Raw genomic sequence first — 23,429 nt, 5'->3', positions numbered from 1 at the left:
GGCAGCGGCAGGCCGGTGTCGGTCACCTGCCAGCGCGGGTATTTCACGCCGCGCGTCGCGCCCTCCAGGCCCAGGACCTCGTGGCGCTTGCGCTTGGTGTTGACGGTCTCGTGCGAGGCGCCGATCAGCGGCCCGAAGTCACGCGCGGTCAGCATGTCCGGGCCCTTCAGGATCTCGGCCGCCTTGATCGCGCCGCGGGCCTTGGCCCGGGCGACGGCGGTGTCGAGCGAGCCTTCCGGCGGCGTCTCGGCCGGGGCCTCGGCCATGGCCTCGGCCTTGCCGTCCGGGGTCACCACATAGGTGATCACATAGGCCCTGCCCGTCCGCTTGGCTTTGGCGGCGGCGTCGGCGTAGCCGGCGATCACCTTGCCGAGCACGCGGGACTTGTTGACGAGCCGGCCGTAGCGCACCTTCGAGACCGGAACCTCGGTGACGTCGCCGTCGGCGTGGACTCGCAGGACCTGGCCGGTCGAGGCCGAGCGCGCCGTCGCCGCCTTGGCGCTGCGGACCGGTTTCGCGGTCGCCTGATGATCCTGTTCACGTGGCTGGGCCATGGGGTCTCCTGGCCCCAAAGGGCCTTCGCAAGAAACTCGTCAAGTTCATCAGGTCTGTCAAACTCGTCAAGGGCCCTTGCCGTCGAAGTGCGCGCCGAAATAGTCGATCACCTCCGACGCCTGGGCGCCCTTGCGGAATTCTTTCTGTGCCTCAAAGTCCAGGCTCGGGAGCATGTGGATCAGCTGATCGTCCCTGAACAGTGGCAGGAGGGCCTCCGGGTCGAGGCCGTCCGTGCGGTGGCCGGTCATGATGTTGCCGGCCTCGAGCGCCGCGCCGATCATCACGTCCGCGAGCTGGATCGCGGGGCTGATCTTGGAGTCGACCTGCGTCATCGCGGTCAGTTTGAGCGGGAACTTGAAGCTGGCGATCGCCGATTGGCGAAGCTCGACCTCACCCCTGTGGTCGATGAACGCCTGCAGGAGGTCATGGTAGGCGGCGAGGTTCTTCGACTCGTCGTGCTCCACGCGGTAGGGGCCGTCGGCCATGACCTCCATCCGGCTGATCAGCGCCTGGATCGTCACCATGGCGAGGTCGGTCGTGACGCCGGGCGTGGTGATCGCCGCCAAGCAATCGGGGCACGCATCCCTGGCCAGCGGCCCTATGGCCTCGGGGATCGCCTGCCAGTTGGTGCGGCGGGCCGCCGCCACGAGGGCGTCGAGGCTCTCCGGCGTTTTGGCTCTCATCGCCTGCTGGAACGCCACGAGCAGGGCCTCGAACGGCGCGGCCCCCAGCATGGTCGGACCGAGGATCGTCAGCAGCGATCCCATCGCGTAGTTCTGGCCGTCGGCGTAGAAGTCGGCGCCGCGCTCGTAATACCAGGGCTCCACGGCGTAGTCGCAGAACTTCAGGACCAGCATGAAGCGCTTGTCCATGACATGGGTGACGCACTTGTAGCCCTGCAGCAGGTCACGCAGCAGCGCCAGCAGATGCGGCCGGCTGCCGGGCCGGCGCGACAGCGCCCGGTATTTCAGCTCCGGGGCCTGGAGGCGCGGAAAATGCGCCTTGATCAGCCGCGCGGCCTCCTCGTCGCTGATGGCGATCGCCGCCGCGCCCTGGAACCGCTGCTCGGGATTCAGCAGGTCGAAGCCGGTGTAGCCGCTCTCGTCGATCCGGAAACATTCCATCGTCACACCCCCGCGGCTGGTTGAATATAAGTCGGCGTCACCGCTTTCGAACCGTCAGCACGACCCGGTCGACGAACACCTCGGCGGCCTCGGCCGCCTGCAGGATCGCGGGGATGAAGTCGCGCTTGATCCGGTCGGCGGCGATCTCGGTGCGGCACGACAGGGTCAGGACCCCGTCGACCACGCCGTGGAAACCGATCTGGCCAAACCAGCTGCCCCAGACGCCCTCGCGCACGATCGCCCGAAGGTGGCCGGCGATGTCCGGCCAAGGATGGTCCTCGACCCCGGGACTGAAGATCAGCGGCGGCGGCTCCTCGACAACCGGCGCGGGGGCGACCTCCGGCGGCGGCGGCTCGCCCTTGGACCTGAGGATCCGCGCCAGGTTCAGCCGAAGGTCGGCCGCGCCGCGATCCTGACCGGTCAACTTGCCGAAATAGCCGCAAGGCGAGCGGACTTCGGGGTCCTCGACGGCGATGGCCAGCATCACAAGCACGCGGATCCCGTGTTTGCGCCAGCCCCACATGGCGGTCTGGTCATTGTTCCGCTCCGGCTGCGGGAGCAGTTCGGCCGCGGCGGCCGCCACGCGCGCGGCGTCCTCTGGCGTGGCGCCGGCCGGGTTGGCGAGCAGGGCAGGGGTGACCAGCTGGGCCAAGGACGGACAGACCAGGGCGGCCGTCCGCAGCTCGGCGCGGACCATTTCCGCGTACCCCGACGGGTCCGGCTTCGCGCCGACGAAACCGCTGGCTCCCCCCGGAGAGCCAATGGCGCTGGCCGATCCGGTGCGCTGGCGTGTGTTCGAGTCGTTGCTGGTCTTGCCGATCTCGGGCCGCGCAGCGGGCCGACCTGGCGAACTATGTCGCGGCGAAGCCGCGTCCTTTTCTCGTACAGAATAACTAGTGTTCTCATGGGACTGTTCTAGGCGCCGGGATTCCGGCGCCCGGGCGCTATCTTTCATCGGGAAGGCGACGGCTTCCGAATACATCGCCCTGCGGGCGGCCGCGGCTTCGCGGATCGCCGCGTCCGCCGCCTCCAGCTCGTCGAGGCGGGCCATCAGCGGACGCAGGTCATAGGCCTCGAGCCCGGCCGGCCGGTTGGCCCTGGTGTAGTCGCGCACCATGAAGCCGGCGGACTCCAGGGCGCGCCGATTGGCCCGGGCCTGGCTCTCGCTGCAGCCCAGATATTCGGCCACCAGGCTGGTCGACGGCCAGACGCAGGCGATGTCCTGCTCCAGGCGGTCCTGGTTCAGGTGCTCGACATAGAGCAGCAGGGTCAGGCGCTGCGGCGCGCTGAGCTCAGGCGTGCCTTTCAGCACGGCGGCGGCGACGCGGGCGATGCTCTCGCCCGGGCGCCAGCGCCAGGCCTCGGCCTGGGCGCAGACCTGGTCGAAGTTGTCTGCGCGCTTGGCGAAGCCTGGCCGCCATTCGTTGGAATGGGCGGTCTGCATGGTGGTCCCTTCATTGGGACGAAGCCGCTTGATCGGGGCCAAGATCGCCGAACGCGGGGCAAAGCTTCCCCGTCTGGTCCTTGACGCGCCTTACGACGCCCCATACCTTGGACCAGTCAATTCGCCGCCTTCCACAACGGCATCTGCGATCTCCGAGAGTCTCCCGCGCCAACGGGGGGCTCTCGCCGTTTCAGGGTCTCGTCGCTAGGTCATCAGTGGTCTCCAGCGCTCGACCGACGCAGCAGGGCGCCTCGGGCGAACCCGTCGAAGGTCCGATGAGTCTGGGCGCCGCCCCTAGAGACCGAAGGGCGTGAATCGTCCGAAATAGGACGACCGAATCGGTATTGTTGGGATTGTCGAGAGATCAGAATCGCGGGCGCGCCCCACGAATCAGGCAAAGTGAGCCTCAAGCGACCCCGACACTTTCGAAACTGAGGCCCCGACGGCGCTCAAGACCGCAAGTGGGCCGCCGATTCGGATCCGTAATCGGCCCGAGTCAAGGTTTAGGGCGCAGCACGCCGCGCAGGACGAGGAAAAGACACCGCGAGACGAACCCGCCCGAGCTACGCGTGCCCGCCTCCTGGCGGCGGCCGTCCCGACGCTAAACAGGGTCGACGTCAGGATGCCACGAGCGAGCTGGCCGAAGTGGCCGTCGCGACGGTCCTGTAGGCCGGCCGCCCCACTCAAGGCCGCGCCGGCGAGAGCTATTTCAGCTTAAGGCTGGCGGACTGGGTCCCATTGGCTGCCCGCGCGTCGATCGCCCATCTGTTGCGGGGCCAGTCGATGACGCCGGACGAGATCAAGCCGCCGGATTCGATGCTGAAAATTCTCCTGAGCCAGGTGAACCGGACGGGCGAAGGGCTCGGGGATGACAGAAAATTCACGTCCGCCACAGCCGCTGGCCATGCCCTGACGGCAAAGGTCATGGGGCGGGGCGGTGACGTCCCCGAGCCAGGGAGAGCGCCATGTCGGACCAAGTCCTTACACCGCACAAGGCTCGTCTCGCTTCAACCTTAAGAAGCTCTTGGACGTCGCACAGCGCGGAGAGGCCAGTCATCCGCAAGATCGCGCCGCAGGACCTGGTCAAGGCGTTGACCGCGGGGTTCGGCGATTTCATGGAGAACCCGAGCCATGTCCTGTTCCTCAGCCTGATCTATCCGATCGTCGGACTGCTCCTGGCCTTCGCGGCGGCCAAGCAGAACATGGCTCCGCTGCTGCTGGCGCTCTCGACGGGATTTGCGCTTGTCGGGCCACTGGCAGCGCTCGGGCTTTACGAGCTCAGCCGTCGCCGGGAGCTGGGCCTAAGCTCGACGTGGCGCGACGCGCTTGGCGTGATCCGGTCGCCATCATTGGCGGCGATCTTCCTGCTGTCGTTGATGCTGGTCGCGCTCTTCGTCTCATGGCTGCTGACGGCTGGCGGCCTGATGTACCTTTTCCACCCGACGACCTCGGGGTCACTGCCTGACGTCGCCACTCTGCTGACGACCCACGCGGGCTGGCGTTTCCTGGCTGTGGGGACGGCGGTCGGGTTCGTGTACGCCTTGGTGGCGCTGACGATCTCGGTTGTCTCGCTCCCGCTGCTGCTCGATCGCAACGTGGGCGTGGGCCTCGCCGTGAGCACGTCGATCCGCGCCGTTCTGGCCAACCCGCTCACCATGGCCCTCTGGGGACTGATCGTCGCCTTGGCCCTGGCCGCCGGCTCTCTCCTCCTTTTCGTCGGGCTTGCCGTCGTCATGCCGGTTCTTGGCCACGTAACCTGGCGGCTCTATCGGCTGACGGTGGCGGCTTGAGAGCCTTGCGCAACCACGGCGGCCCACGCCGGGCGCGTGGCCGGAGGGCGCGCGTGCCGGCGGCGGGCGCGAGCTCCGCACGTGCGTCATGCCGATCGGCGTGGCCATGCTGAACCCGAGCGGCGTCGCGGGCGACTCGCCCTGGTACGTGGATATCGGCCGGATCGTTTTCGCCGCCGCGCTCGGCGCCCTGATCGGCTGGGAGCGGGAGCGCCGCGGCCGCGAAGCCGGGATTCGCACCTATATGGCCACCGCCCTGGGCAGCTGCGCCTTTGGCCTGATCTCGGCGGCCATCGGCGACCAAGGGCGGATTTCGGCCGGGATCGTCACCGGCATCGGGTTCATTGGCGCGGGCATCATTTTGCGGGACGCCGGACGGATCACCGGGCTGACGACCGCGGCGACCCTTTGGGCGTCAGCCGCCACCGGGCTCAGCGCTGCCTACGGGCTCTATCATCTCGCGGCGATCACGGCGATCCTGATCCTCGTCATTCTCGAATTGCACCGAGTGCCAGGTTGGACGCGGCTTTCGCACCGGGCGCACTCGCAGGCGCAGCGCGCGGTGTCGGCGGGCCGCGAGGCCCAGGCTGATGAGAAGGCCCACGATGGTCGCCAGGGTGAGCCGTGACGGAGCGCTGCGGCGTAGCGGCCGCCTTGACGAAAGCCGTCCTGAACGAGCAGCGGACGGCAAGACGCTCCTGTGGCCGCAGCAGGCGGTCGCCTATGATCAGCGCGGCGACCGCGCGGGTGGACCTTCATTGAGGCGCAGGATGAGAAGCCTTGGCGTCTGAGCCCACGTGACATGGAATTCATGTTCGCCACAGGTGGATGAGGCGCAGAAGCCTCACTCTACATATGTCTCGCGGCCGCCCCCCGTCGCGAACAGGCGCATCACCTTGCGCCGGAAGTCCGCCGGCCGCCGCCCCCTCGGCGGCCGGCGGCAAGCCTTTTGCGGGCCGCGGGGGTGGGGCGCTGCAGCCGGGGGTCATCTGAGGAATTCTGCATTGTGAAGCTGCTGTTGATCGAGGACGACGCCGGCACGGCGGGCTATGTGCGCCAAGGCTTGGCGGAACTGGGCCACGCCTGCGATCATGCAGCCACGGGGCTCGATGGACTGACGGCGGCGCTGACCAACAGCTATGACGCCATCATCCTCGATCGCAACCTGCCGCAACTTGATGGGCTGGCGGTGCTGCGCGCCCTGCGGGCCGAAGATCACAAGACCCCGGTCCTGATCCTCAGCGCGCTTGCTCAAGTCGACGATCGGATCAAGGGCCTGAACGCGGGGAGCGACGACTACCTCGCCAAACCGTTCTCCTTCCAGGAACTGATCGCGCGCCTGGCCGCCATCGTTCGGCGCGGCGACAAGGCCCCGGCGGCCACGACAACGCTTCGCGTCGCGGATCTCGAGCTCGATCTGCTTGGTCGATTCGCCACCCGCGGAACGCGCCGCATCGAACTGCTCAACAAGGAGTTCCAGCTCCTCGAGTATCTGATGCGGCACGCCGGCCAGGTCGTGACCCGCACCATGTTGCTGGAGGCGGCCTGGGACTACAGCTTCAACCCCGGCACCAATGTCATCGATGTGCACGTCAGCCGTCTGCGCGCGAAGATCGAACATGATGGCGAAGCGCCGCTACTGCACACCATTCGCGGCGCGGGCTATCAGCTCGATGCGCACTGACGCTGGACGCGAGCCGCACGCGGCGGCCTTTCGAGGCGCGCTCTGGATCACTCTGATCGCCACCACCACCACAGCCTTGGCGCTGACATTCCAGCACGTCCAGACCGCGACACTGCTCGACCTGGAAATGGGGCATCTGATCGAGGGCGAGGCCGACGCCCTGGCGATGCGCTTCCAAGACGGCGGCACGGCGGATCTGAGCGACCGCATCGACAAGCAGCTCGCTGCCAACACCCGCGACGTCGTCTACATGGTCGCCGATCGAAATGGTCGCCGCTTGGCCGGCAATGTGATGGTTTGGCCAGCGCCCGTGCGTGAAGACCGGGTGACGAATCTTTCGGTGATGGTGCGGTCAGGCCAAGGGGTTCAGCCGACCGAAGTTGAAGGGGAGGCGCGGACGCTCGATGCCGACACGCGTCTCTTCATCGGGCACCTGGCCGACAGTCGCCTCGCGCTGGGGCGCAAATACTGGACGTCCCTGATCGGATCGGTGGCCATCACCGGCGTTCTCAGCCTGCTGCTGGGCTGGATTGTCAGCCGCCGCGGCCTGAGCTTCGTCAAGCAAGCCGCGGTCACCGGCAACCGCTTCTTGGCGGGCCGTCTCGATGAACGGCTCAGGCTGTCTGGCCGCAACGACGAGTTCGACCGGTTGGCTGAGGTGATCAACACCTGTTTCGAGGAGATCGAACGGATGATCGGCTCCTTACGGGCCGCCACGGACGGCATGGCGCACGATCTGAAGACGCCGCTCACGCGGATGAAGGCCCGCCTGGAGCTGGCGATGCTTCGGGGGCGGTCGGCGGACGGCGACCTGCTGGCGGAAAATGCGAATGACGTCGACACCTTGCTGGAGCTGATCAACGGACTTTTGACCCTGGCCCGGGCGGACGCCGCCACCTCCGACAGCTTCCAGCACGTGGATCTCGCCGCTGTCGTCCAGGACGCCGTCGACCTCTACGCCCCGGTGGCCGAGGAAAGAGGGTGCAAGGTCGTGCCGGTGCTGGCCGCCGCGCCCATGAACGGGAGCCGCCCGTTGTTGCTGCATCTGGCCGCGAATCTGATCGACAACGCCATCAAGCATTCCCCGCCGGGTGGGAGCATTATCGTGGCGACCATCCGCGATGGCGCGTCGATCCGCTTGTCGGTGGCGGACGGCGGTCCTGGCATCCCGGCGGGCGCGACGGCATTGGCCCTGCGCCGTTTCGGGCGGCTGGATGAAAGTCGCGGCTCACCCGGCAGCGGCCTGGGTCTCACTCTCGTCCAAACCGTGGCGCGGGTTCACCGTGGTCACCTGTCTCTATCCGACAACGCTCCGGGCCTGCTCGCCGAGGTGGTCTTTGAGACAGAACCCAACCCCGGTGGACGCCTTGGCGCCGGTCGCCCGCGTTGATCGGGGACCGGCGCTGCTGCGCTGGACGTCATCACCAGTGCGATCGAAGAGTGCGCTGGGAGGGGAGGGCGTAGCCTACGCCGTAGTTGGGATAGGCCTGCGACCCCATCGGCCCGTAGGTCGGGTTCCTCCGCCAATCGTCCCGGTCGCGCCAGCCGACGCCGTACCCGGCGTAGCCGCCACGATTGTAGGCGCCGTGAGCGGCCGTGTAGCCGGTGAGATCGCGCTGACCCCAATCCGCCTGCCCAAAGGAGGAACCGCGCCAGGCGTTGGCGGGCTGCTCGTAGCCTTGGCGGTATCCGGAGCCGTAGCCGTTCATCGATTGGGCCGAGGCGCTACCCACGGCGACGAGGGTGGCGGCGGCTGTGGCGGCGGCGAGTAGAAGTTTCATGAGACGCTCCTGTTAGCATCAGGGGGCGGAAGGCCATCTGACAGGATCGTTATCGGCCGTGGGCCTGGACCCTGCCTGTGGCCACCATGAAATCGGCTTCAATCAATGTGAGGCCGGATCTGTCATTCCATCAACGGGGCCGGGCGCAGCCCGCCATCGCCATGGGGCCGCAAGGCGTGGCTGTTCGTCGGCTCAGTCGGGGATCTTACCGAGCCCAAGCTCCAGCTTTCTGCCCGCAGGATCGACTGGTGGGCGCCGCGGCCCGGGTCTGTGGAAGTCTGGCGGCGTCGTTCTCAAGGCGGAACAGTGGGTTTCGACCGGCCCAGGACCCGCGTCGTCGGGCTGCGCCCAGCGGCCGTTGTTGCTTGCTCCGGTTCAGGCGCGGTCCCTGTCTCAGAAGGCGGGCAGCGTCCCAGAGCTACGCCCGACGTCCGAAGTGACGGCGCCGATGAGCGGGCGTTTCCAGCCGACCTGCCTTGAGAGCACCAGTAGGCTCATCGCGTTTCCCACTATCGACACAGCATCGACGCCCAACCCGTAACTGGCCCCGACCAGAAGGTTGTGGGCCAGCGAGAAGGGCGCGCCGATCAAGAACATCGCCTTCATGCGAACCGTTGATTGCTGCAGCCGGGCTAGCGAGCCGGCTAGACTTCCGGCCAGGGCGAGCGCCGACGCCGCCCCGTGCCATGTGGCCGCGGCGACCATCGCCAACAGCACCAAAGTGGCGGCGTAAAACCCGACGACGAGCCCCCGTTCTCTGATCCAGGCCGCTGCCAGCAGCTGGCCGATAGATATGACGCAAACTGCCGAGGCTGTCGGCGCGTCCAACAGCGCAAAATAGATCGCAAACGCCGCCGCCCCGAGGCTCTGGACCGCAATCACCTTCCGGTAGCTGCTGAGAAACGGCCAAATCAGGACGCTGCCAAGCCCGATGGCGCCAAGCCCCGTCGCTAAAAGCGAAGTCCCCCCGTGTACACTGTAGAAGACTAGGGACATGCGCTCTCGCTCTTGATCGACACCGACCAGTAGGATCGCAAAACAGGGTTAACAGGCTGTTGGCCTGGCGAAGACTGGGCCGGGGTATGAGATTGTCTTCGCCCGCCCCGCCGATCATCAAGCCGGCACCGCCGGTCCGGCTTCAGCTGCCCTTAAGTCTTCTCGAATAGTGAGGGTCGTTGCTCAGTATGAGCAGACCTAGGCTCGACAGAAGGAAAAGCCCGATGCACGTTTCCAGCGCCAGCGCCGTCAACTCGGCGGTCCTGACCCAAGCGGCGCGTCCGCCGCTGCCGCAACAGCCCCCCGAGAAGCCGGAGACCAACCACACTTCGGGCGAGACCTCCCATCAGACGAAGACGGCCGGCGGCCTCGACATCAAGGTCTGACCCCAGCTTGGCTGGACGCGGTCGCGAGGCGCTTGGGCCTTACGACCGCGTCTTCGCCGGGCGCGCCTGAAGTCGTGGGAGCTTGCCGGCGACACCCTCCTCAGGCGGCGCAGGCGCTATGCCCTTTCGCGCCGCCCGTCAGGATCTATTTCTTCTTCATATCCATGCCTGACATATTCTTATCCATGCCTGGCATCTCCGACGTTGGGCCTGCGGCCTTGGCCGAGGGCGTCGCGCCTGCAGGGGCATGGGTGTCGGCCCCCTCGGCATGAGGCGCCGCATCGACGTGCGCGCTCGCCGCGGAGGCCGCGCTGTCGTCGTGGGGCGGGGCTGCGATCGGCGCCGCCTCCGTCACGGGCGCCGAAGTCTCCTTCTGCCCGCACCCGGCCAGCAGCAGACCTGCAAGTCCAGCCGCCACAAGGGTGAGATTTGTCCCGATTGTCATAGTTGGTCCTCTCATAGTGGGCACAACCGCGCGCCTGCCGTTAGAATGGCTTCAGATCGGTGATTTCTTGGCTTTCAAGCCGGAAGCGCACCTTCGTCCCAACCGTCATGCCTTCGAGCAAAGCAGTCTTGCCCACCCGAAACGGCATGGTTCCGGACGGCCAGTTCAAGTGCTCAATCGGCTCATAGGAAATGGTGATCCTGCCAGCCGCAGGGTCGATAGCGCGAACCACGCCAATACCCTCCATTTCGCTGAGCTTCTTGGGCGCGGCGGTGGGCGGCGCGACGGCGGGCGCCCGGGGGCTGCGGCTGGCTGGCCGCGGCGCTGGCTGACCATGGCCGCCCGGATCGGCGTTTGCGAAAGTTGCGAACCCTAGCCCGCTCAGCAGGATGAGCAGCGGCAACTGGGTCGCCCGGCGGCGTCGAGGTTGGGTCATCATGGTCCTCAAGCCGGCGAAGCCGGGTTGTCATCGTCCTAGTTGATACGCGCCATCAGCACGTCCCCCCTCATCCGGTCGTCTGCTGAATTTGGGACGACGACGGTTTGCCCCACCAAGGGATAACCACGCTGGTGTTCCGCCATCCAGACACCGGCTAGCCCTGGAGGCGCGCAGGGTTGTGCGACCCGCCGACCGGACCCACGAGGGTCGATGCGTTCGGCGCGAGACCCTGTCGGACGATACGCTCGGAGCCTTCCTCCGTCAGGCCGACATGAAGGCGCGCGGGATGGGTGGAAGCTTGGCGTCATCGCGGCCGACGCGTCTTCGAAGCGGAAGGCGCCGGCCGTGACTTGACGGCTTCAGCAGATCCTAGTGACGATCGTGACCGTTGTAGCGCGGCGCGTCGTAGTGTCGGCCCTGAGCCCGCCGATGGTCCCGGCGATGATGCCGGTCGTCATAGCTGTAGGCCTGGGCGCCGTAGTAGGACGAGCCATCTCGATAGCCGTATCCGGCGTAGGGTTGGGCGTAGCCTTGGCTGTAGCCTCGCGCCGAACCGCGATGGCCGACGTCCGAATACGGCTGGCCGTGGCCATCCTGCCCGCCGTGGCCCGACTGCCCATAATAGGTCTGACCACGGCTGTGATTGTCATAGGCCGGCTGGGCCATCGCCGCCGACCCGCCGATCAGGGAGAGAGCCGCCGCGGCGGCCACCAGATATTTCATGTCCAGCTCCTTTGTGCTGGGGCGCGCCTCGCCAGAAAGCGAGAGCCTCGAGCCATGACCCATCATCGGCTTTCAAACCTGAACCGCCGCGGAATGCGTGGCGTCAGCTCCTGTTCATCGTCCCATGACGATGCTGGTTCGGTTCCTCGCCCTGATCATCTACGTCGGCGCCGGCGCGCTGATCGGCGTGATAATCGGCCGACCGCTGCTCATTCCCATCGCAGCCGTCCGCTATGGGCGGCGCTCTCCGCCACGGGCCCGCCGCCAAGCCTGAAAGCCCTTATCGCCCTCGATGAACGTCGCCAGGATATGGGCGGCGAGGATGTCCAGTTCGATGGCGCCGTTCTCCTCGGCGTACGCGGCCTGATACTCGGCAAGATCCACGGCCGCCTTGCCTTTCAACTTGAGCCGCAGATCGACCATCTTCTCCTCAGTGTCGATCTTCGGCAGGGCCAGGCTGGTCTTGGCTTCACGCGCCATGTCGCTCTCCAGGTTTCGAGGAATTGAATGGGGCCGTTCGCACCCGCTCAGGGGTAGGGCGCAAGGATCATGTCCTTGCTAACCAACACGCGCAGCGGCCAGCCTGCGCGCACCATCAGCGTCGGCTGGCGATTGAGGTCGCGGCCGGTGATCTGCTGTCCCACCATCTGGGCGGAGTTGGCCACGCCGCTCCCGGCGCTGTTGATCACCAGGCCGCCCGAGCTGCGGGTGCCGGCGTCCTGGGCGGCGGCCGCCCCGACGCTAAACAGGGTCGACAGCAGGACGCCACGGGCGAGCTGGCCGAAGTGGCCGTCGCGGCGGTCCTGCAGGCCGGCCGCGCCGCTCAGGTCCGCGCCGGTCATCGACCCGATGTTGATCGAGCGGCCATCGGGCATGATGATCCGGTTCCAGGCTACCATCAGCCGGTTCTGGCCGTAGGCGACCTGGCTGTCGTACTGGCCGATCAACCGCGATCCCTGTGGGATCAGGACGGTGCGGCCGGTGCGGTGATCGTAGACCGGCTCGGTGACCTGGGCGATCACCTCGCCCGGCAGGTCCGAGTTCAAGGCGGTGATCAGCGCCGCCGGGATGATGGTCCCGGCCTTCACCTCCCAAGGGCTGGCCGCCGGCCGAAGGGGGTTGAGAAGGTAATCCTCGGCGCGAGAGCCCTGCGCGAATTGCACCTTCGCGGCCTGGCCGTTGCCGGGCTGGACTTCGCCCGGCGCGGCCGCAGCCCCTGAACCGGGCGCCGTAGCGGCGAGCGTGACGCCAGGCCCGGGAGCCTGCGCTTGCGGCGAGGCGCCCCCGAAGAAGGGCCCCGAGGCCCGAGCGGCGATCGCCTGCTCCTGGGCGGCCTGCACCCGTGGATCCACCGGCGGCGGCGGGGGCGGGGCCGTCGCGGCCGCTCCGCCCCCGGCAGGATCGACCGCACCAGGGGCGAGCGCGGGCGGCGGCAGCCTGGCGAAGCCCGGCTGGCCCGGCCCGGCCTGGACGGCCGGATCGCCATATCCGGCCGCATAGCGTCCGGCGATCGCCGGGGTCTGGGGCGTGTTGGTGTCGACGTTGGCCTGCTCGTCCACGGGCCGGGTCTGCTGGCGATGGGCGCCGCCGAAACCGACATAGAAGCCCAACCCCACCAAGCCCGCCAAGACGGCGGCGCCGGCCAGTAGATAGCGCCGGTTCCATCGGGTGACCGGCGCGCGCGGCGCGGCGAGCACGCTCTCGGACGACGCCTTCGGCTCGACCTGCGGCGGGGCCCGCGGCTCGAGGGGCGGATCGGGCGGAAGATGCGACATGGCGTCAGCTCCGCTTGCCGGTGCGCGTGATCCGCACGACGGTCTGGCGCTTCTCGCCCAGCCGCAGCTCGGCGACATCGATCAGCCGGTCGACGACGTAGTAGCCGTTCAGGTAGCGATAGTTGACGAGCTGGGCCTGCCTGTCCGCGCCGATGACGAACAGCGGCGGCGCCTCGCTGGCCCCGAGGTTGGTCGGAAACTGGATGTAGGTCTTCAGGCCATCATCGAAGACCCGCAGCGGTTGCCAGTTCGGCGCCTTCGATTTGATCGGCCGGATGTCGTAGTCGAAGTGCAACTGGTCGACGGCGAGCCCCGAGGCGACCACCCCGCGCGCATCGGCGGCCTTGGCCGCCTGGGCCTCGCGGGCCTCATCCAGCGCATAGGTCCAGTTGACCACGCTGGTGTAGGCTTCCCCCTCGCGGCTGACCGCCTCCATCAGGTAGGTGCGCTGGTCCGTGGTCAGGATGACGTTGGTGCGCAAGCCTCCGCGGGTCGGCTTCAGCATCACCAGCACCTGCTCGGAGGGTCCCGAGCCCTGTACGGTCTCGCCGAGCACCCAGCGCACCGTGTCGCCGGCGGCCTTGGAGATCAGCTTCTCGCCGGGACGCAGGGCGATCACCGTCAGGAACCGCGGGCTGGTGTTGACGGTGTAGAGCCGGCCCGGCTCGAAGGCGTAGTAGAGCGCGGCGTTGACATAGGCGCCGCTGGCGGGAAGGTCGCGGCTCTGCGCATTGGCGGAATAGACCGTTCGATAGCCCGGGGCCGGCCGAGGTTTTGCGCGGCGAACGGCTGGCTTCGCCGCCATCGGCGGGGCAGCAGCAGCCACAGCCGCCGCGGCAGGACGCTGGACTTGAGCCAGCGCAGCACCGGGCAGGGGCGAGAACGCCATGGCCGCGATGGCCGCGAGGGCGACGCGAGATTGCGGGTGAGGGAGGGTCATAGCTCGCGACTCCACTGAAACGCGGTGATGTAGATTCCCAGGGGATTGGCCCGCAGCTCCGCCTCGTTCTTGGGCGGATTGACCTTGGTGGTGAAAAGCCCGGTCCAGTTCTCGGTGAGGCCGCTGGCGCCGGCGTTGAACGTCGTCTCGCGCCACTGCACCTGATAGGTGTTCGGACTGCGGGGAAGCACCGAGACGATCTCGACATTGACGGCCTGGGTGCCGGCGTTGGCGAACGGGTCGTTGGCCTTGGCATAGTCGTTGAGCTGGCCGATCGCGCCGCCGGCGACGAAGTGATAGGCGCCGGTCCAGTTGTCCCGGATGACGATCGGATCGATGCTCTTGGAGCGCGTCCGGCGGACCCAATCGGCGAGGAAGTAGCCGATCTCGGCGGTGGCGGGCTGATAGGTCCGGCCCGCCAGTTCGATGCGGCCTGGGCGGCCGTACTTGTCGATCGGAACGACGTAGGTGGCGATGTTGGTGTTGCTCGACTGCCAGATCAGCCCGCCCACCGACAGGGCGGTGATGCCCATGCAGATGAAGGCGGCGAGCCGCCAGTTCTTGGCTTGCACGGTTGCTGACCCGACCCGCATGTCCCATTCGCGGGAGGCGCGGAGATAAGGGCTCTCGACCGGAGCCGAGCTGCCATAGCGGTCGTTGGGGCGCTTGAAGGGGTTCATCGGTCCATTCCGGTTCAGGCGTCGCGCTCGGGATCATCACCCCGCCGGGTCGGCGTTGCAGGCATCCCGGGCGTGATGTCGTTGGCGGTGCTGGTCGCCGCCGCGAAGCTTCCCTCGGCCGCGGCCCGCACGCCGCTGCGACGTTCGCGGGTTCGCGCCACCGTATCGGCCGCCGAGGGGGCTGGGGGAGGGGCCGATGATCCTTCGCCGCTGCCGTCGGCATCACCACCGGATCGATTGGCGAACCGGCGAGCCGACGCGACAGCGCTCGACACCGGAGCGCGTGCGAAATCGGCGGCCGCTCCGCCGAGACTACCACCACCGCCGCCGCCGCCGCCGCCGCTAGGAGACGCACCGCCGCTCTGGGATCCGCCGCCGGGCGGGATCGCGCCCGCGGCGGCTTGGGCGGCCGCCACCTTCTGTCCGCCGGCCGCCCAGCCGCCTGCTACGGCGCCGCCAATGGTCCGGCCAGCGAGCGCAACTCCGGCGACGCCCGCCGCCACACCAGCGGCGCCCATGAGGCCGCTACCTGCGCTGAGTTGGGGCCCGCCGCTAATCATCGCGCCTGCGATCGCCGGCACTTTCAGTGCCAGCATCATGAGGAAGATCGCGGAGAGGAGTAGACCGGCTTCCTCCGTTACAGTCGGCTCGGCGGAAAGCGTGAAAGTCTCGAAGATATTGATTCCGATACCGGCGATGACCGCCAGCGCCATGAACTTAAAGCCGACGGAAATTACGTAGCCAATCGACCGTTCAGCCAGGAAGGAGGTCTGCGTAAGGACTCCGAACGGGACCACGACAAAAGCGATTAGGGTGACGATGTAGAACTCTATAATCGTGATCGCGATTTCAATCGCGAGAACAATAAAAGCGAGCATGATGCCAATAGCTGCAACAGCTGCGACAATGATCATGTCGATGTGCTGGAGCGCACCAAATCCGGCGTTTTGCTGAGCCAGATCGCCAATATATTTTATCAACTTAACTACTACGTCCAACCCGGCCTCGACGGCGCGTGTTGGTGCCTGAGTGAAGTCCCCAACGGAACCACCGTTGCTCGCCTTCAGGCCGAGCTTGGTGAACCCGTTAATCACCACGAGGGTGAGAGAATGCCAGTTGGTCACTAGCCAAGCGAAGAAGCCGACTAACAGTATTTTTCGGATAAATGGAGCTAATATATTCTGCGTTTCATCAATCGCCCACATAATCGCGGACAGGACGATGCTGATTACTACAAGCGTCGCAAGGACAGATTGCACATCGCCGGAAATCGCGCCGAATCCCGCGCCAACCTGGCCCGTGAAGGCAGCAATGAATTGGTCAAGGGCAGCAGCGTCGGCAGTAGCCACGATCTAACTCATGAGCATGGGGGCTGGCAGCCGCATCAGCACGGCGCCTGCCCAAATCAGGGCTGGCCCCAGCTTCGACACACCGTCATGAGTGTCGGTCGCCAGGTTCATTTGAAATCCGAAGTATCTGGCAGCCGACTGCCCTTCTTCTTGAAGTACAGGGGCGAGCAGGGATCATTGGTGTCCCGATTATTCACATCCGGACATTTGTGCTGCGGAGGCTGTTCAGCGACAGGCTTAGCGGCTTCGGTTGGTGCAGGGCCACATCCGACGAGCGTACAGAGTGCCGCCAAGGCACCGAGGGTTGTGAACACTCTCATTTGAAATCCGAGATGTTTGGCAGCTGGCTGCCTTTCTTTTGAAAAGTCGTCGCTCGCTGGGTTACAGCGGCGGCCGCCACCGAGCCCGCCTGCTGCTGCGCAAGAATAGTTTCCTGGGTCCTGGCCTGCGCGATGAGGATGGTCTGCAAGCCTTGCAGTTGGCCGCTCAGGGCGGCGAGTAGCTGGTTCGTGGCCTGGATGGCCGCGGTCTGGCCGGCGGCGCTCTGAGACGCAGCGACCGCGCTGGTCACAGCGTTGGCGGTCGTCGGCTGGGAACGGACCAGTTGATTCTGGACCGCCATCGAATCCTGCAAGGTCAGGCGGCTGTTGTCCTGCCAACTGCCGTAGCGCTGCAGGATCTGCTGCAGGCTGTTGCCGGACAGGCTCGACGGATAGAGCTGCTGGAATTGCTGGCCGATATTCTGGCCATTGTAGCCGATCGCCTGCGCCTGCTGGAGGAGCTGGGTGGCCTGCTGGCTGATCTGCGCCAGCGGCTGGGTGACGTCGGTCCCGAGCTTTTGGAGCATGGCCACCTGGTTGGTCAGCTGCGCCTGCAGCTGCTCGATCTGCCGCAGGCTGTTGCTCACCTGCGAGACCATCTGGGCGATCGCCGCCGGGTCGTTGACCACCACGCCCGGGAAGATCTGCGCTTGGGCCGGCAGCGGCGCGATCGCCGTGGCTGGAAGCGCGAGAAGGGCGGCGGCCGCAGCCGTGGTGAGAAGCCTACGCATGTGGAAACTCCCGTTGACGCGAGGGCAGAAAAGACTCCGGCGGCCAGATGTCGGCCGCCTCGGCCCGGACGAAGAGCCGCTCGGACACGGCGCGGAAAAGAACGGCCGCTCCGAACAGCACGAAGCCGGCGACCAGGACGAAGAAGTTGTGGTGAAGCGTGGTGGTGAAGACCGCGAGGAAGCCCGGCGCCGCGAGGCCCAGGAACATCAAGCGACGGCGACGCACCGTCAGCAGCCAGGCCGATGGCAAGCGACGTGTAACAGCAGTCAAGCGGGCAAGCTCGCGCGCGCTGAGGGGACGAGCCGCGATCAGGGTCGGAGCATCGTCCGGGGGCGCGTCCTCCATCATGCAACCCTCGCCGCCGGCGGGGTCGCCGATTCATTGAGATAGGTCGCGACCTCGGTCAGACCCTGGGCGGCGTAGAACCGCGCCGCGAACCCCTCCCGGTCCCCCTGAAGCGCCGCCGTGATCGTCTGCTGATCGCCTGGCGAGGACGCCCCGACAGCTGCCAGCGCGATGGGGCCCAGCCCGAGCTCGAAGAGCCGATTTCCCGCCGTCGACTGGTAGTAGTATTCGCGCTTCGGCGTGGCGCTGGCGATGATGCGGATCTGCTGGGCGTTGAGGCCAAAGCCGGCGTAGAGATCGGCGATCTGCGGCGTGGGCGCATCCGGGTTCGGCAGGAAGATCCGGGTCGGGCAGCTTTCGATCAGGGCCGGGGCGATCGAGGACCTCGCCACATCGGCGAGGCTCTGGGTCGCAAAGACGACGGCGACATTGTATTTGCGCAGGGTCTTCAGCCATTCGCGGATCTTGGCCGCAAAGGCCCCCTGGTCGAGGAACAGCCAAGCCTCGTCGAGCACCAGCAGAGTGGGCCGACCGTCGAACCGGCGCTCCAGGGTGCGGAAGATGTAGGTGAGCACCGGCGCCAGGGCGGCCCGGTTGGCCATCAATTCGGCCATCTCGAAGGTCTGCCAGACCGCCGCCTGCAGGCTGTTCTGGTGGGCGTCGAGCAGGTGGCCGTGCGGGCCGCTGAGGGTGTAGGGCGCCAGAGCCGCCTTCACCGCCTGGTCCTGGACGGTGGCGGCCAGGAGGGTGAGGGTGCGCTGCTCGCGCGGACCCGCGGCGAGGTTGCGAAGCCCGCTCCAGATCTCTTCCTTGACCTGGGGAACGGTCGGCACGCCCTCGGCGGCGACAAGATCCTCGACCCATTCCTGGGCCCAGGCGCGATCCTCCGGCCCGTCGATGTCGGCGAGCGGCTGGAACGCCAGTTCGCTGGCGTCGCCGCCGAGAAAGAAGAACTGGCCGCCGGCCAGAAGCGTGGCGGCCCGAGAGCTCGCCCCCTTGTCGAAGAAGAACACCTGCGCCTCGGGATAACGCAGCCACTGCATGGCGATCGTATTCAGCAGGACCGACTTCCCGGACCCGGTCGGACCGACCACCATGGTGTGCCCGACGTCGCCCTGGTGGAGATCGAAGCGGAACGGCGTGGTGCCGGCCGTCCGGGTGAACATCAGGGGAGGCTGCGCGCCCTTGTGGCCTCGCTTGAGGCACTCCTCGGTCAAGTGGGCGTTGCGGGTCGGTCCCGGCCAGATCGCCGACATCGGCATCATGTCGCAAAGGTTCAGGGACGAGACGAGCGGTCGGCGCAGGTCCGCATAGGCCTGGCCCGGAAGGCTGCCGATCCAGGCCTCGACGGCGTTGACGTCCTCGACCTTGCAAACGAAGCCGGCGCGGTTGATGGCCCCTTCGACTTCGCGAACGCGGTCGGCGAGACGATCGGCGTCCTCGTCCATCAGGGTGACCGTGGGCGTGAAATAGCCGATCGAGGCGAAATCCCCACCGAGGATGGCCAGGGCCGCGTCGGCGTCGGCCGACTTGGCCGCCGCGTCAGGGTCTTCCAGGAGAGACGGCTCGCGGGTGATCGCCTCCTTCAGCAAGGCGAGCACGCCCTTGCGCTTGGCGAACCAACGCTTGCGCACCGTGGTCACCGCCCGCCGGGCGTCTTCCTTGTCGAGCGGAAGGTAGCGACAGACCCAGCGGTAGCTGATCCCCAGTTCGTTCAGGCGATCCAGCAGGCCGGGCGATGATGTGGTCGGATAGGCCCGCACCGAGATCGTCCGGATGTAGCGTTTGCCGAGCCGGGGGAAGAGCCCGCCCTGGAAGTCGTCGTCGGTCAGGAAGGCGTCGAGATAGGCCGGCGTCTCGGGCGCGCGCACATAGTGGCGCTTCGTCGAAATGCAGCCGTGCAGGTAGGTCAGGGTCTCATCGTCGCCGAGCTCGCGGACCTCCGGCATGATGGCCGTCAGGATGTCGGCGATCTGGCGGACCGTGCCCTGGAAGTCGTTCAGCGCGGCGCGGTACATGCCCGCCGCGCCGCGACCGGAGGGGGCGTTTTCGAGCAGCAGGCTCTCGGCCGTGCTCACCGCCTCCTCTGGCGGCAAGTAGGTGAAGGTGAGGAAGTAGCGGCTCTCGAAATGGCGCTCCTGGGACTCGAAGGCGTCGCGCCGCTCGTTGTCGATCAGGTCCGAGACCGGATCGGGAAAGGTGCTGGACGGATAGTCCTGGGAGCCGGCGCGGAGCGCCTCGATGTGCAGGCACCAGCGCGATCCGAGCCGGCGCAGCGCGTTGTTCAGTTGGGCCCGGACCGCCACCAAGCCTGCTTCCGTCGAGCTGGCCAGGTCGGGACCGCGGAACGCGAGCGTCTTTTGGAAGCTGCCATCCTTGTTGAGCAGGAGGCCCGGCCCGATGAGCGCCACCCACGGCAGGTGATCGAAGAGGCGGTCGGCTTTGGGTCGGTATTCACGCAGGTACAACATCGGGGCCTCAGGGCCTTGCGGTCAGCAGACCTGCGCCCATCGCCGAGGCGGCGAGTCCGGACGAAGGAACGGGAGAGGGGAGGTGCGTTCAGCCATCAGGCGTCCAGATACGGTCGCTGTCGGATGTGCCGCCCAAGGGCGTCGAAGAAGTAGGGGTCGCGCTTGTTGAGCCAGTAACAGACGGCGTGGATCGCGAGGCCGAGGGGAACGCCAATCAGCGGAACCTGGAGGCCCAACGCAAGAACGGCGGTGAGCGTGCCGTTGAGGACCGCGATCATTCGTGGCACCCCGGCGATGGTCACCGGCTCGGCGAGCGAGCTGTGGAAGCCGATCTCGAACCCGTCCACGCGCGAGGTCATCAGAACGCCGCCCCCGCCGTCATGTTGAAGAATGACGTGATGAAGGTCGTTGCGGTGAAGGCGATGGCCAGGCCGAAGACGATCCCGATACCGCGGCGCAACACCGAGCCGCCTTCCGAGAAGGCGAAGCCCAGGCCGGTCAGCACGATGGCGATGATGCCGACCGCCTTGGCCACCGGCCCGGACAGCGACTGCATGATCGTCTCCAGCGGCGTCTCCCAGGGCATGGCGGTGCCGCCGCCCGCGGCCCAGGCCGGACCGGCGACCAGCATCGCGATGCCGGCGACGACGACCGCCGTTCGCAGATTGCGGCGGCCCTCGGCCGCGCTGAATGAAGTGAAGGCCATCGTCGAGCGCTTTCCTGAGCGTAGCCCCGAATAACTCGGGCTACCCAGGATTGAGTCGCAAAATGCGGGTGGTCAAGGGCTCTTGTTCCAATAAACGCCCACAAGGTGCGTTTTTATCCACAAAAGCCCACTGCAAAGCTTGAAACGACGGGCAAGGCGCGGCGCCGGATTGCTCCGATTCTGCAGAACGCCGGTTGTCGGAAGACATTATGACCGAAACGGGGCAAGAATTCCTGCCAACCGCTAAGGATCGCCCCTAAGCTTAGCCATTCACACTTCAAAAAACGCCGCCTCTATTCTAAAGTTAAAGCCCGATAACCAGGATCGGGGGCAAGGGAGGCCTCAAGTGCTCACCTTCCCGAGTCATTCGCATGGTCAGAACTTCTGATCGGCATTCGTCGGCTGACGGGCAGTGGCCTATAACGCCATGCATCAGGGCCGAGCAACCACGCTTAGCCTTGGCCCGGAAGCGTTGGCCCAATTCGAACTCTTGCTGAGGTTCCGTCAGCGGCCTTGGTCGTTGTCCAGGCCGCGGCGCGGCTCGAACCGGCAAGGCGCGCAGACACCCCTCGCTTCGATCACTACGCGATCAAGGCGAAAGGCCAGCCGTTGCGCGATCGCCTCGAGGGGCTCTCTCATGCCGAGGTCCAGTTCATCCGCGCGACCGCAGACCTCGCAGATCAGGAAATTCGCGGCGTGCCGGGCGGCGTCAGGCCGTGGACAGGCGATGAAAGCGTTGCCCGTCTCGACCTTGTGCACAAGGCCAAGGCCGATGAGGAAGGCGAGGGCCCGATAGACCGTCGGCGGTTTGGTGGGCCGACGACCCGGACCGTAGGAGGCGACCAGATCATAGGCTTTGACGGGTCTGCCGGCCTCCACGAGCAATTCGAAGGTTCGGCGCCGTGGCTCGGTCCAGCGCTCGCCCGCCGCCAGGCACCTCGACTCCGCGCGCGCCAACGCGGCCTGGGGCGATTTAGACCACAGAGCCTCGAGTCTGGTGTCGCCAGGGCCGGAAGGCGCGAGCGAGGTCATGATCTGATCGTGGAGTCTCCCGGGCCGTGGTCGCCCAGACAATGGCCGTGGTCGCCGAGACTTTCGATCACGCGGCATTCGCCGGCGGGACCATCGCATCCGGTGGACACCATGCGGCTCAACTCCGCTCGCAGCGACGCCAACAGGCTGAGCTTTTCCTCGACGGCCGCCAACTGCTGTTGCGCCAGACGGTTGGCGTCGCCGCAGGACCGTTTGGGATGATCCGCCAGATCCAACAACGTGCGGATGGCTTCGACCGGGAAGCCAAGTTGCCGGGCGTGCTTGATGAAGGCCAGCCTGGCGACGGCCCCGGGCTCATAGACCCTCCGATCGCTCGCCGTGCGGCGCGGCGCCGGCATCAGCCCGATCTGCTCGTAGAAGCGGATGGTCGGTGGCTTCACGTCGGCCAAGCTGGCGAGTTCTCCGATGGAATGGGTGGGCATATGAACTCTCAAAAAAGGCGGTTGATCCTCTAGCCACTTGAAGATGCATCCTGGGTTCATGTCCAGTTGCTCCAGCGAATTGGGCCAAGCCCCAGCCGCTTCATCAGGCTGCGGATGTGGCCAACCTGTCGTGTTCGACGGGGCGACGAAAGGCTACAAGCGCGTCCTTGCGACCGTGATCGCCATCAATGTGTTTGGCTTTGTCGTCGTCGCGGTCGGCAGCCTGTGGGCGGGCTCCGCCTCGCTGGCCGCCAACACGCTGGATTTCGCGGCCGACGCGGCGACCTACGCGCTCAGCCTCTGGGCGATCGGCCGGAGCACCGAGGTCCGCGCCGGCGCGGCGCTGTTCAAGAGCGCCACCCTGGGCGGAATGGCGGCCGCGATTCTTGGTCTTGCGATATGGCGCGCGACCGGCGGCGTCACGCCGGACGGCGACGCGATCTCGGGGCTGGGGCTCTTCGGCGCCGCAGCCAACCTCGTCGCAGCCCTATTGCTGATCCGCTATCGTCAAGGCGACGCCAATGTGCGGTCCGTCTGGCTATGTACGCGCAACGATCTGATCCAGTGCCTCGCCGTTGCAGCGACCGGCATCGTGGTCAGTCTGACGCATTCGCGCTGGCCAGACCTCATCGTGGGAGCCTTGCTCGCCGCTATTTTCTTGCGTTCCGCTTGGCAGATCAGCGCGCAGGCCCTGCGTGAATCCAAGCCCGAAGGCCGCGGCGGGCGGGGTGATACTATAACGCATTCCCCTTCCGCAGTGGGGCCGGTATAGAGACGATCATGATCGGGACGGCGATCCGCTGCGAAGCCCTCTGGGCAAGCGCGCCAGTCCCCCGCCTTCGGGCGGGGAATGCGCCGCGCGTGGTCAGGCGGCAGGCGGCGCGCCTATCCGGTCGCGGCCGACGGACCCGGCCAGGTCAATGGATGCGGGTCGCGTTGGCCTGGGCGCTTGCCCTCGCCATCTGCTTGACCGCCATGGTCGCAGGCTCCACCGCGCATGAAGCGGTCGAGCTTGTTCCTGCACCGTCCGCCGCCCAGTCGCTCCAGGCGACCCAGGGGCCGGCCGGGCAAGATCTGCCCGAGAAGCTGGTTTTTGCCTGGGTCTGTACCGGGCATTGTGTCGCCCATGCCTTCGGCATGCCGGCGCCAGCTGTCGCGCCGATTCTCATTCCCGTGGTTCGTGCGGGTTGGCCTGTGCTGGATGATCAGTGGGCGCAGGTGACGCGTCCGTCGCGGCTGGAGCGGCCACCCCGAGCCTGATGCGGACCT

At 66.8% G+C, this 23,429-nt stretch carries 26 protein-coding genes; 7 read left to right on the top strand and 19 right to left on the bottom strand.

Going from position 1 to position 23,429, the window contains the following annotated elements; translation table 11 throughout:
- The 3 genes from ABS78_RS22450 to ABS78_RS22440 form a co-directional block, all read right to left on the bottom strand.
- On the bottom strand, window positions 1–554 hold a 554-nt coding region (locus ABS78_RS22450; RefSeq protein WP_293384988.1), incomplete at its 3' end, for a hypothetical protein.
- Window positions 555–620: 66 nt separating this feature from the next.
- A complete protein-coding gene (locus ABS78_RS22445; protein WP_293384985.1) occupies window positions 621–1,679 on the bottom strand; it encodes a hypothetical protein in 1,059 nt (352 codons plus the stop codon).
- Between the two features lie 37 nt (window positions 1,680–1,716).
- Window positions 1,717–3,123 carry a helix-turn-helix domain-containing protein gene (locus ABS78_RS22440; protein WP_293384982.1) on the bottom strand — a complete coding sequence of 469 codons (1,407 nt, stop codon included), beginning with the start codon at window positions 3,121–3,123 and terminating at the stop codon, window positions 1,717–1,719.
- Window positions 3,124–4,088: 965 nt separating this feature from the next.
- On the opposite strand from ABS78_RS22440, the gene ABS78_RS22435 reads away from it, so the two are divergent.
- The 4 genes from ABS78_RS22435 to ABS78_RS22420 all read left to right on the top strand — a co-directional run bounded on the left by ABS78_RS22435 (window position 4,089) and on the right by ABS78_RS22420 (window position 7,987).
- Window positions 4,089–4,913 carry a DUF2189 domain-containing protein gene (locus tag ABS78_RS22435; RefSeq protein WP_293384979.1) on the top strand — a complete coding sequence of 275 codons (825 nt, stop codon included), beginning with the start codon at window positions 4,089–4,091 and terminating at the stop codon, window positions 4,911–4,913.
- 88 nt (window positions 4,914–5,001) lie between these two features.
- Window positions 5,002–5,541: an MgtC/SapB family protein gene (locus tag ABS78_RS22430; RefSeq protein ID WP_293384976.1), complete on the top strand. Its 540-nt coding sequence runs from the start codon at window positions 5,002–5,004 to the stop codon at window positions 5,539–5,541.
- 378 nt (window positions 5,542–5,919) lie between these two features.
- Complete coding sequence (locus ABS78_RS22425) at window positions 5,920–6,597, top strand: response regulator transcription factor (RefSeq protein WP_293384973.1); 678 nt, start codon at window positions 5,920–5,922, stop codon at window positions 6,595–6,597.
- Window positions 6,533–7,987, top strand: coding sequence for a HAMP domain-containing sensor histidine kinase (locus tag ABS78_RS22420; RefSeq protein WP_293384970.1), 1,455 nt, complete (start codon window positions 6,533–6,535; stop codon window positions 7,985–7,987). The genes ABS78_RS22425 and ABS78_RS22420 overlap by 65 nt, the downstream gene beginning before the upstream one ends.
- 31 nt (window positions 7,988–8,018) lie before the next feature.
- On the opposite strand, the gene ABS78_RS22415 is transcribed toward ABS78_RS22420, so the two are convergent.
- Both ABS78_RS22415 and ABS78_RS22410 read right to left on the bottom strand, forming a co-directional pair.
- Window positions 8,019–8,378: a hypothetical protein gene (locus ABS78_RS22415; protein WP_293384967.1), complete on the bottom strand. Its 360-nt coding sequence runs from the start codon at window positions 8,376–8,378 to the stop codon at window positions 8,019–8,021.
- A gap of 393 nt (window positions 8,379–8,771) precedes the next feature.
- Window positions 8,772–9,374, bottom strand: a complete 603-nt coding sequence (locus tag ABS78_RS22410) for a YgjV family protein (protein ID WP_293384964.1) — start codon at window positions 9,372–9,374, stop codon at window positions 8,772–8,774.
- 224 nt (window positions 9,375–9,598) lie between these two features.
- On the opposite strand from ABS78_RS22410, the gene ABS78_RS22405 reads away from it, so the two are divergent.
- A complete protein-coding gene (locus ABS78_RS22405) occupies window positions 9,599–9,760 on the top strand; it encodes a hypothetical protein (RefSeq protein ID WP_293384961.1) in 162 nt (53 codons plus the stop codon).
- Window positions 9,761–10,245: 485 nt separating this feature from the next.
- Here the strand turns inward: ABS78_RS22405 and ABS78_RS22400 are convergent, their stop codons facing one another.
- The 14 genes from ABS78_RS22400 to ABS78_RS22335 all read right to left on the bottom strand — a co-directional run bounded on the left by ABS78_RS22400 (window position 10,246) and on the right by ABS78_RS22335 (window position 22,160).
- Window positions 10,246–10,608, bottom strand: a complete 363-nt coding sequence (locus ABS78_RS22400; protein ID WP_293384958.1) for a copper-binding protein — start codon at window positions 10,606–10,608, stop codon at window positions 10,246–10,248.
- A gap of 405 nt (window positions 10,609–11,013) precedes the next feature.
- Complete coding sequence (locus tag ABS78_RS22395; RefSeq protein ID WP_293384955.1) at window positions 11,014–11,367, bottom strand: hypothetical protein; 354 nt, start codon at window positions 11,365–11,367, stop codon at window positions 11,014–11,016.
- Between the two features lie 231 nt (window positions 11,368–11,598).
- Window positions 11,599–11,847 (bottom strand): DUF2274 domain-containing protein, encoded by a 249-nt coding sequence (locus ABS78_RS22390; RefSeq protein WP_293384952.1) that lies wholly within the window; start codon window positions 11,845–11,847, stop codon window positions 11,599–11,601.
- Between the two features lie 47 nt (window positions 11,848–11,894).
- Complete coding sequence (locus tag ABS78_RS22385; protein WP_293384949.1) at window positions 11,895–13,142, bottom strand: TrbI/VirB10 family protein; 1,248 nt, start codon at window positions 13,140–13,142, stop codon at window positions 11,895–11,897.
- Window positions 13,143–13,146: 4 nt separating this feature from the next.
- A complete protein-coding gene (gene trbG / locus ABS78_RS22380; protein ID WP_293384946.1) occupies window positions 13,147–14,082 on the bottom strand; it encodes a P-type conjugative transfer protein TrbG in 936 nt (311 codons plus the stop codon).
- Window positions 14,079–14,762: a conjugal transfer protein TrbF gene (gene trbF / locus ABS78_RS22375; RefSeq protein WP_293360883.1), complete on the bottom strand. Its 684-nt coding sequence runs from the start codon at window positions 14,760–14,762 to the stop codon at window positions 14,079–14,081. The genes trbG and trbF overlap by 4 nt, the downstream gene beginning before the upstream one ends.
- A gap of 14 nt (window positions 14,763–14,776) precedes the next feature.
- Window positions 14,777–16,111: a P-type conjugative transfer protein TrbL gene (gene trbL, locus ABS78_RS22370; RefSeq protein ID WP_293384942.1), complete on the bottom strand. Its 1,335-nt coding sequence runs from the start codon at window positions 16,109–16,111 to the stop codon at window positions 14,777–14,779.
- Between the two features lie 316 nt (window positions 16,112–16,427).
- Window positions 16,428–17,162: a P-type conjugative transfer protein TrbJ gene (trbJ, locus tag ABS78_RS22365; protein WP_293384939.1), complete on the bottom strand. Its 735-nt coding sequence runs from the start codon at window positions 17,160–17,162 to the stop codon at window positions 16,428–16,430.
- The gene (locus ABS78_RS22360) at window positions 17,155–17,511 is read right to left on the bottom strand and encodes a hypothetical protein (RefSeq protein ID WP_293384936.1); all 357 of its coding nucleotides are present in this window, start codon (window positions 17,509–17,511) and stop codon (window positions 17,155–17,157) included. The genes trbJ and ABS78_RS22360 overlap by 8 nt, the downstream gene beginning before the upstream one ends.
- Window positions 17,508–19,979, bottom strand: coding sequence for a conjugal transfer protein TrbE (gene trbE, locus ABS78_RS22355; RefSeq protein WP_293384933.1), 2,472 nt, complete (start codon window positions 19,977–19,979; stop codon window positions 17,508–17,510). Before trbE ends, ABS78_RS22360 begins: the two co-directional genes overlap by 4 nt.
- A 95-nt stretch (window positions 19,980–20,074) precedes the next feature.
- Window positions 20,075–20,338, bottom strand: a complete 264-nt coding sequence (locus ABS78_RS22350; RefSeq protein ID WP_293384930.1) for a VirB3 family type IV secretion system protein — start codon at window positions 20,336–20,338, stop codon at window positions 20,075–20,077.
- On the bottom strand, window positions 20,338–20,685 hold the full coding sequence (locus ABS78_RS22345) for a TrbC/VirB2 family protein (RefSeq protein WP_293384927.1): 348 nt from the start codon (window positions 20,683–20,685) through the stop codon (window positions 20,338–20,340). Before ABS78_RS22345 ends, ABS78_RS22350 begins: the two co-directional genes overlap by 1 nt.
- Before the next feature lie 504 nt (window positions 20,686–21,189).
- The gene (locus tag ABS78_RS22340; RefSeq protein WP_293384924.1) at window positions 21,190–21,717 is read right to left on the bottom strand and encodes a Fur family transcriptional regulator; all 528 of its coding nucleotides are present in this window, start codon (window positions 21,715–21,717) and stop codon (window positions 21,190–21,192) included.
- The gene (locus tag ABS78_RS22335) at window positions 21,714–22,160 is read right to left on the bottom strand and encodes a helix-turn-helix domain-containing protein (RefSeq protein WP_293384921.1); all 447 of its coding nucleotides are present in this window, start codon (window positions 22,158–22,160) and stop codon (window positions 21,714–21,716) included. Before ABS78_RS22335 ends, ABS78_RS22340 begins: the two co-directional genes overlap by 4 nt.
- Window positions 22,161–22,290: 130 nt before the next feature.
- On the opposite strand from ABS78_RS22335, the gene ABS78_RS22330 reads away from it, so the two are divergent.
- On the top strand, window positions 22,291–22,932 hold the full coding sequence (locus tag ABS78_RS22330; protein ID WP_293384918.1) for a cation transporter: 642 nt from the start codon (window positions 22,291–22,293) through the stop codon (window positions 22,930–22,932).
- Between the two features lie 164 nt (window positions 22,933–23,096).
- Window positions 23,097–23,420: a hypothetical protein gene (locus tag ABS78_RS22325; RefSeq protein WP_293384915.1), complete on the top strand. Its 324-nt coding sequence runs from the start codon at window positions 23,097–23,099 to the stop codon at window positions 23,418–23,420.
- Window positions 23,421–23,429: the final 9 nt, after the last annotated feature.

It is taken from the genome of Phenylobacterium sp. SCN 70-31 (assembly GCF_001724605.1).
In the GTDB taxonomy this organism is placed as follows: Bacteria; Pseudomonadota; Alphaproteobacteria; order Caulobacterales; family Caulobacteraceae; genus Phenylobacterium.
This window is presented reverse-complemented; position numbering and strand designations above follow the sequence as displayed.

What these genes read in the sequence shown, in the direction of transcription:
- ABS78_RS22445 (WP_293384985.1), bottom strand. Translation starts at nt 1,679, where the DNA reads ATGGAATGTTTCCGGATCGACGAGAGCGGCTACACCGGCTTCGACCTG.
- ABS78_RS22440 (WP_293384982.1), bottom strand. Translation starts at nt 3,123, where the DNA reads ATGCAGACCGCCCATTCCAACGAATGGCGGCCAGGCTTCGCCAAGCGC.
- ABS78_RS22435 (WP_293384979.1), top strand. Translation starts at nt 4,089, where the DNA reads ATGTCGGACCAAGTCCTTACACCGCACAAGGCTCGTCTCGCTTCAACC.
- ABS78_RS22430 (WP_293384976.1), top strand. Translation starts at nt 5,002, where the DNA reads ATGCCGATCGGCGTGGCCATGCTGAACCCGAGCGGCGTCGCGGGCGAC.
- ABS78_RS22420 (WP_293384970.1), top strand. Translation starts at nt 6,533, where the DNA reads ATGATGGCGAAGCGCCGCTACTGCACACCATTCGCGGCGCGGGCTATC.
- ABS78_RS22415 (WP_293384967.1), bottom strand. Translation starts at nt 8,378, where the DNA reads ATGAAACTTCTACTCGCCGCCGCCACAGCCGCCGCCACCCTCGTCGCC.
- ABS78_RS22410 (WP_293384964.1), bottom strand. Translation starts at nt 9,374, where the DNA reads ATGTCCCTAGTCTTCTACAGTGTACACGGGGGGACTTCGCTTTTAGCG.
- ABS78_RS22405 (WP_293384961.1), top strand. Translation starts at nt 9,599, where the DNA reads ATGCACGTTTCCAGCGCCAGCGCCGTCAACTCGGCGGTCCTGACCCAA.
- ABS78_RS22395 (WP_293384955.1), bottom strand. Translation starts at nt 11,367, where the DNA reads ATGAAATATCTGGTGGCCGCCGCGGCGGCTCTCTCCCTGATCGGCGGG.
- ABS78_RS22390 (WP_293384952.1), bottom strand. Translation starts at nt 11,847, where the DNA reads ATGGCGCGTGAAGCCAAGACCAGCCTGGCCCTGCCGAAGATCGACACT.
- ABS78_RS22385 (WP_293384949.1), bottom strand. Translation starts at nt 13,142, where the DNA reads ATGTCGCATCTTCCGCCCGATCCGCCCCTCGAGCCGCGGGCCCCGCCG.
- trbG (WP_293384946.1), bottom strand. Translation starts at nt 14,082, where the DNA reads ATGACCCTCCCTCACCCGCAATCTCGCGTCGCCCTCGCGGCCATCGCG.
- trbF (WP_293360883.1), bottom strand. Translation starts at nt 14,762, where the DNA reads ATGAACCCCTTCAAGCGCCCCAACGACCGCTATGGCAGCTCGGCTCCG.
- trbJ (WP_293384939.1), bottom strand. Translation starts at nt 17,162, where the DNA reads ATGCGTAGGCTTCTCACCACGGCTGCGGCCGCCGCCCTTCTCGCGCTT.
- ABS78_RS22360 (WP_293384936.1), bottom strand. Translation starts at nt 17,511, where the DNA reads ATGATGGAGGACGCGCCCCCGGACGATGCTCCGACCCTGATCGCGGCT.
- trbE (WP_293384933.1), bottom strand. Translation starts at nt 19,979, where the DNA reads ATGTTGTACCTGCGTGAATACCGACCCAAAGCCGACCGCCTCTTCGAT.
- ABS78_RS22350 (WP_293384930.1), bottom strand. Translation starts at nt 20,338, where the DNA reads ATGACCTCGCGCGTGGACGGGTTCGAGATCGGCTTCCACAGCTCGCTC.
- ABS78_RS22345 (WP_293384927.1), bottom strand. Translation starts at nt 20,685, where the DNA reads ATGGCCTTCACTTCATTCAGCGCGGCCGAGGGCCGCCGCAATCTGCGA.
- ABS78_RS22340 (WP_293384924.1), bottom strand. Translation starts at nt 21,717, where the DNA reads ATGACCTCGCTCGCGCCTTCCGGCCCTGGCGACACCAGACTCGAGGCT.
- ABS78_RS22335 (WP_293384921.1), bottom strand. Translation starts at nt 22,160, where the DNA reads ATGCCCACCCATTCCATCGGAGAACTCGCCAGCTTGGCCGACGTGAAG.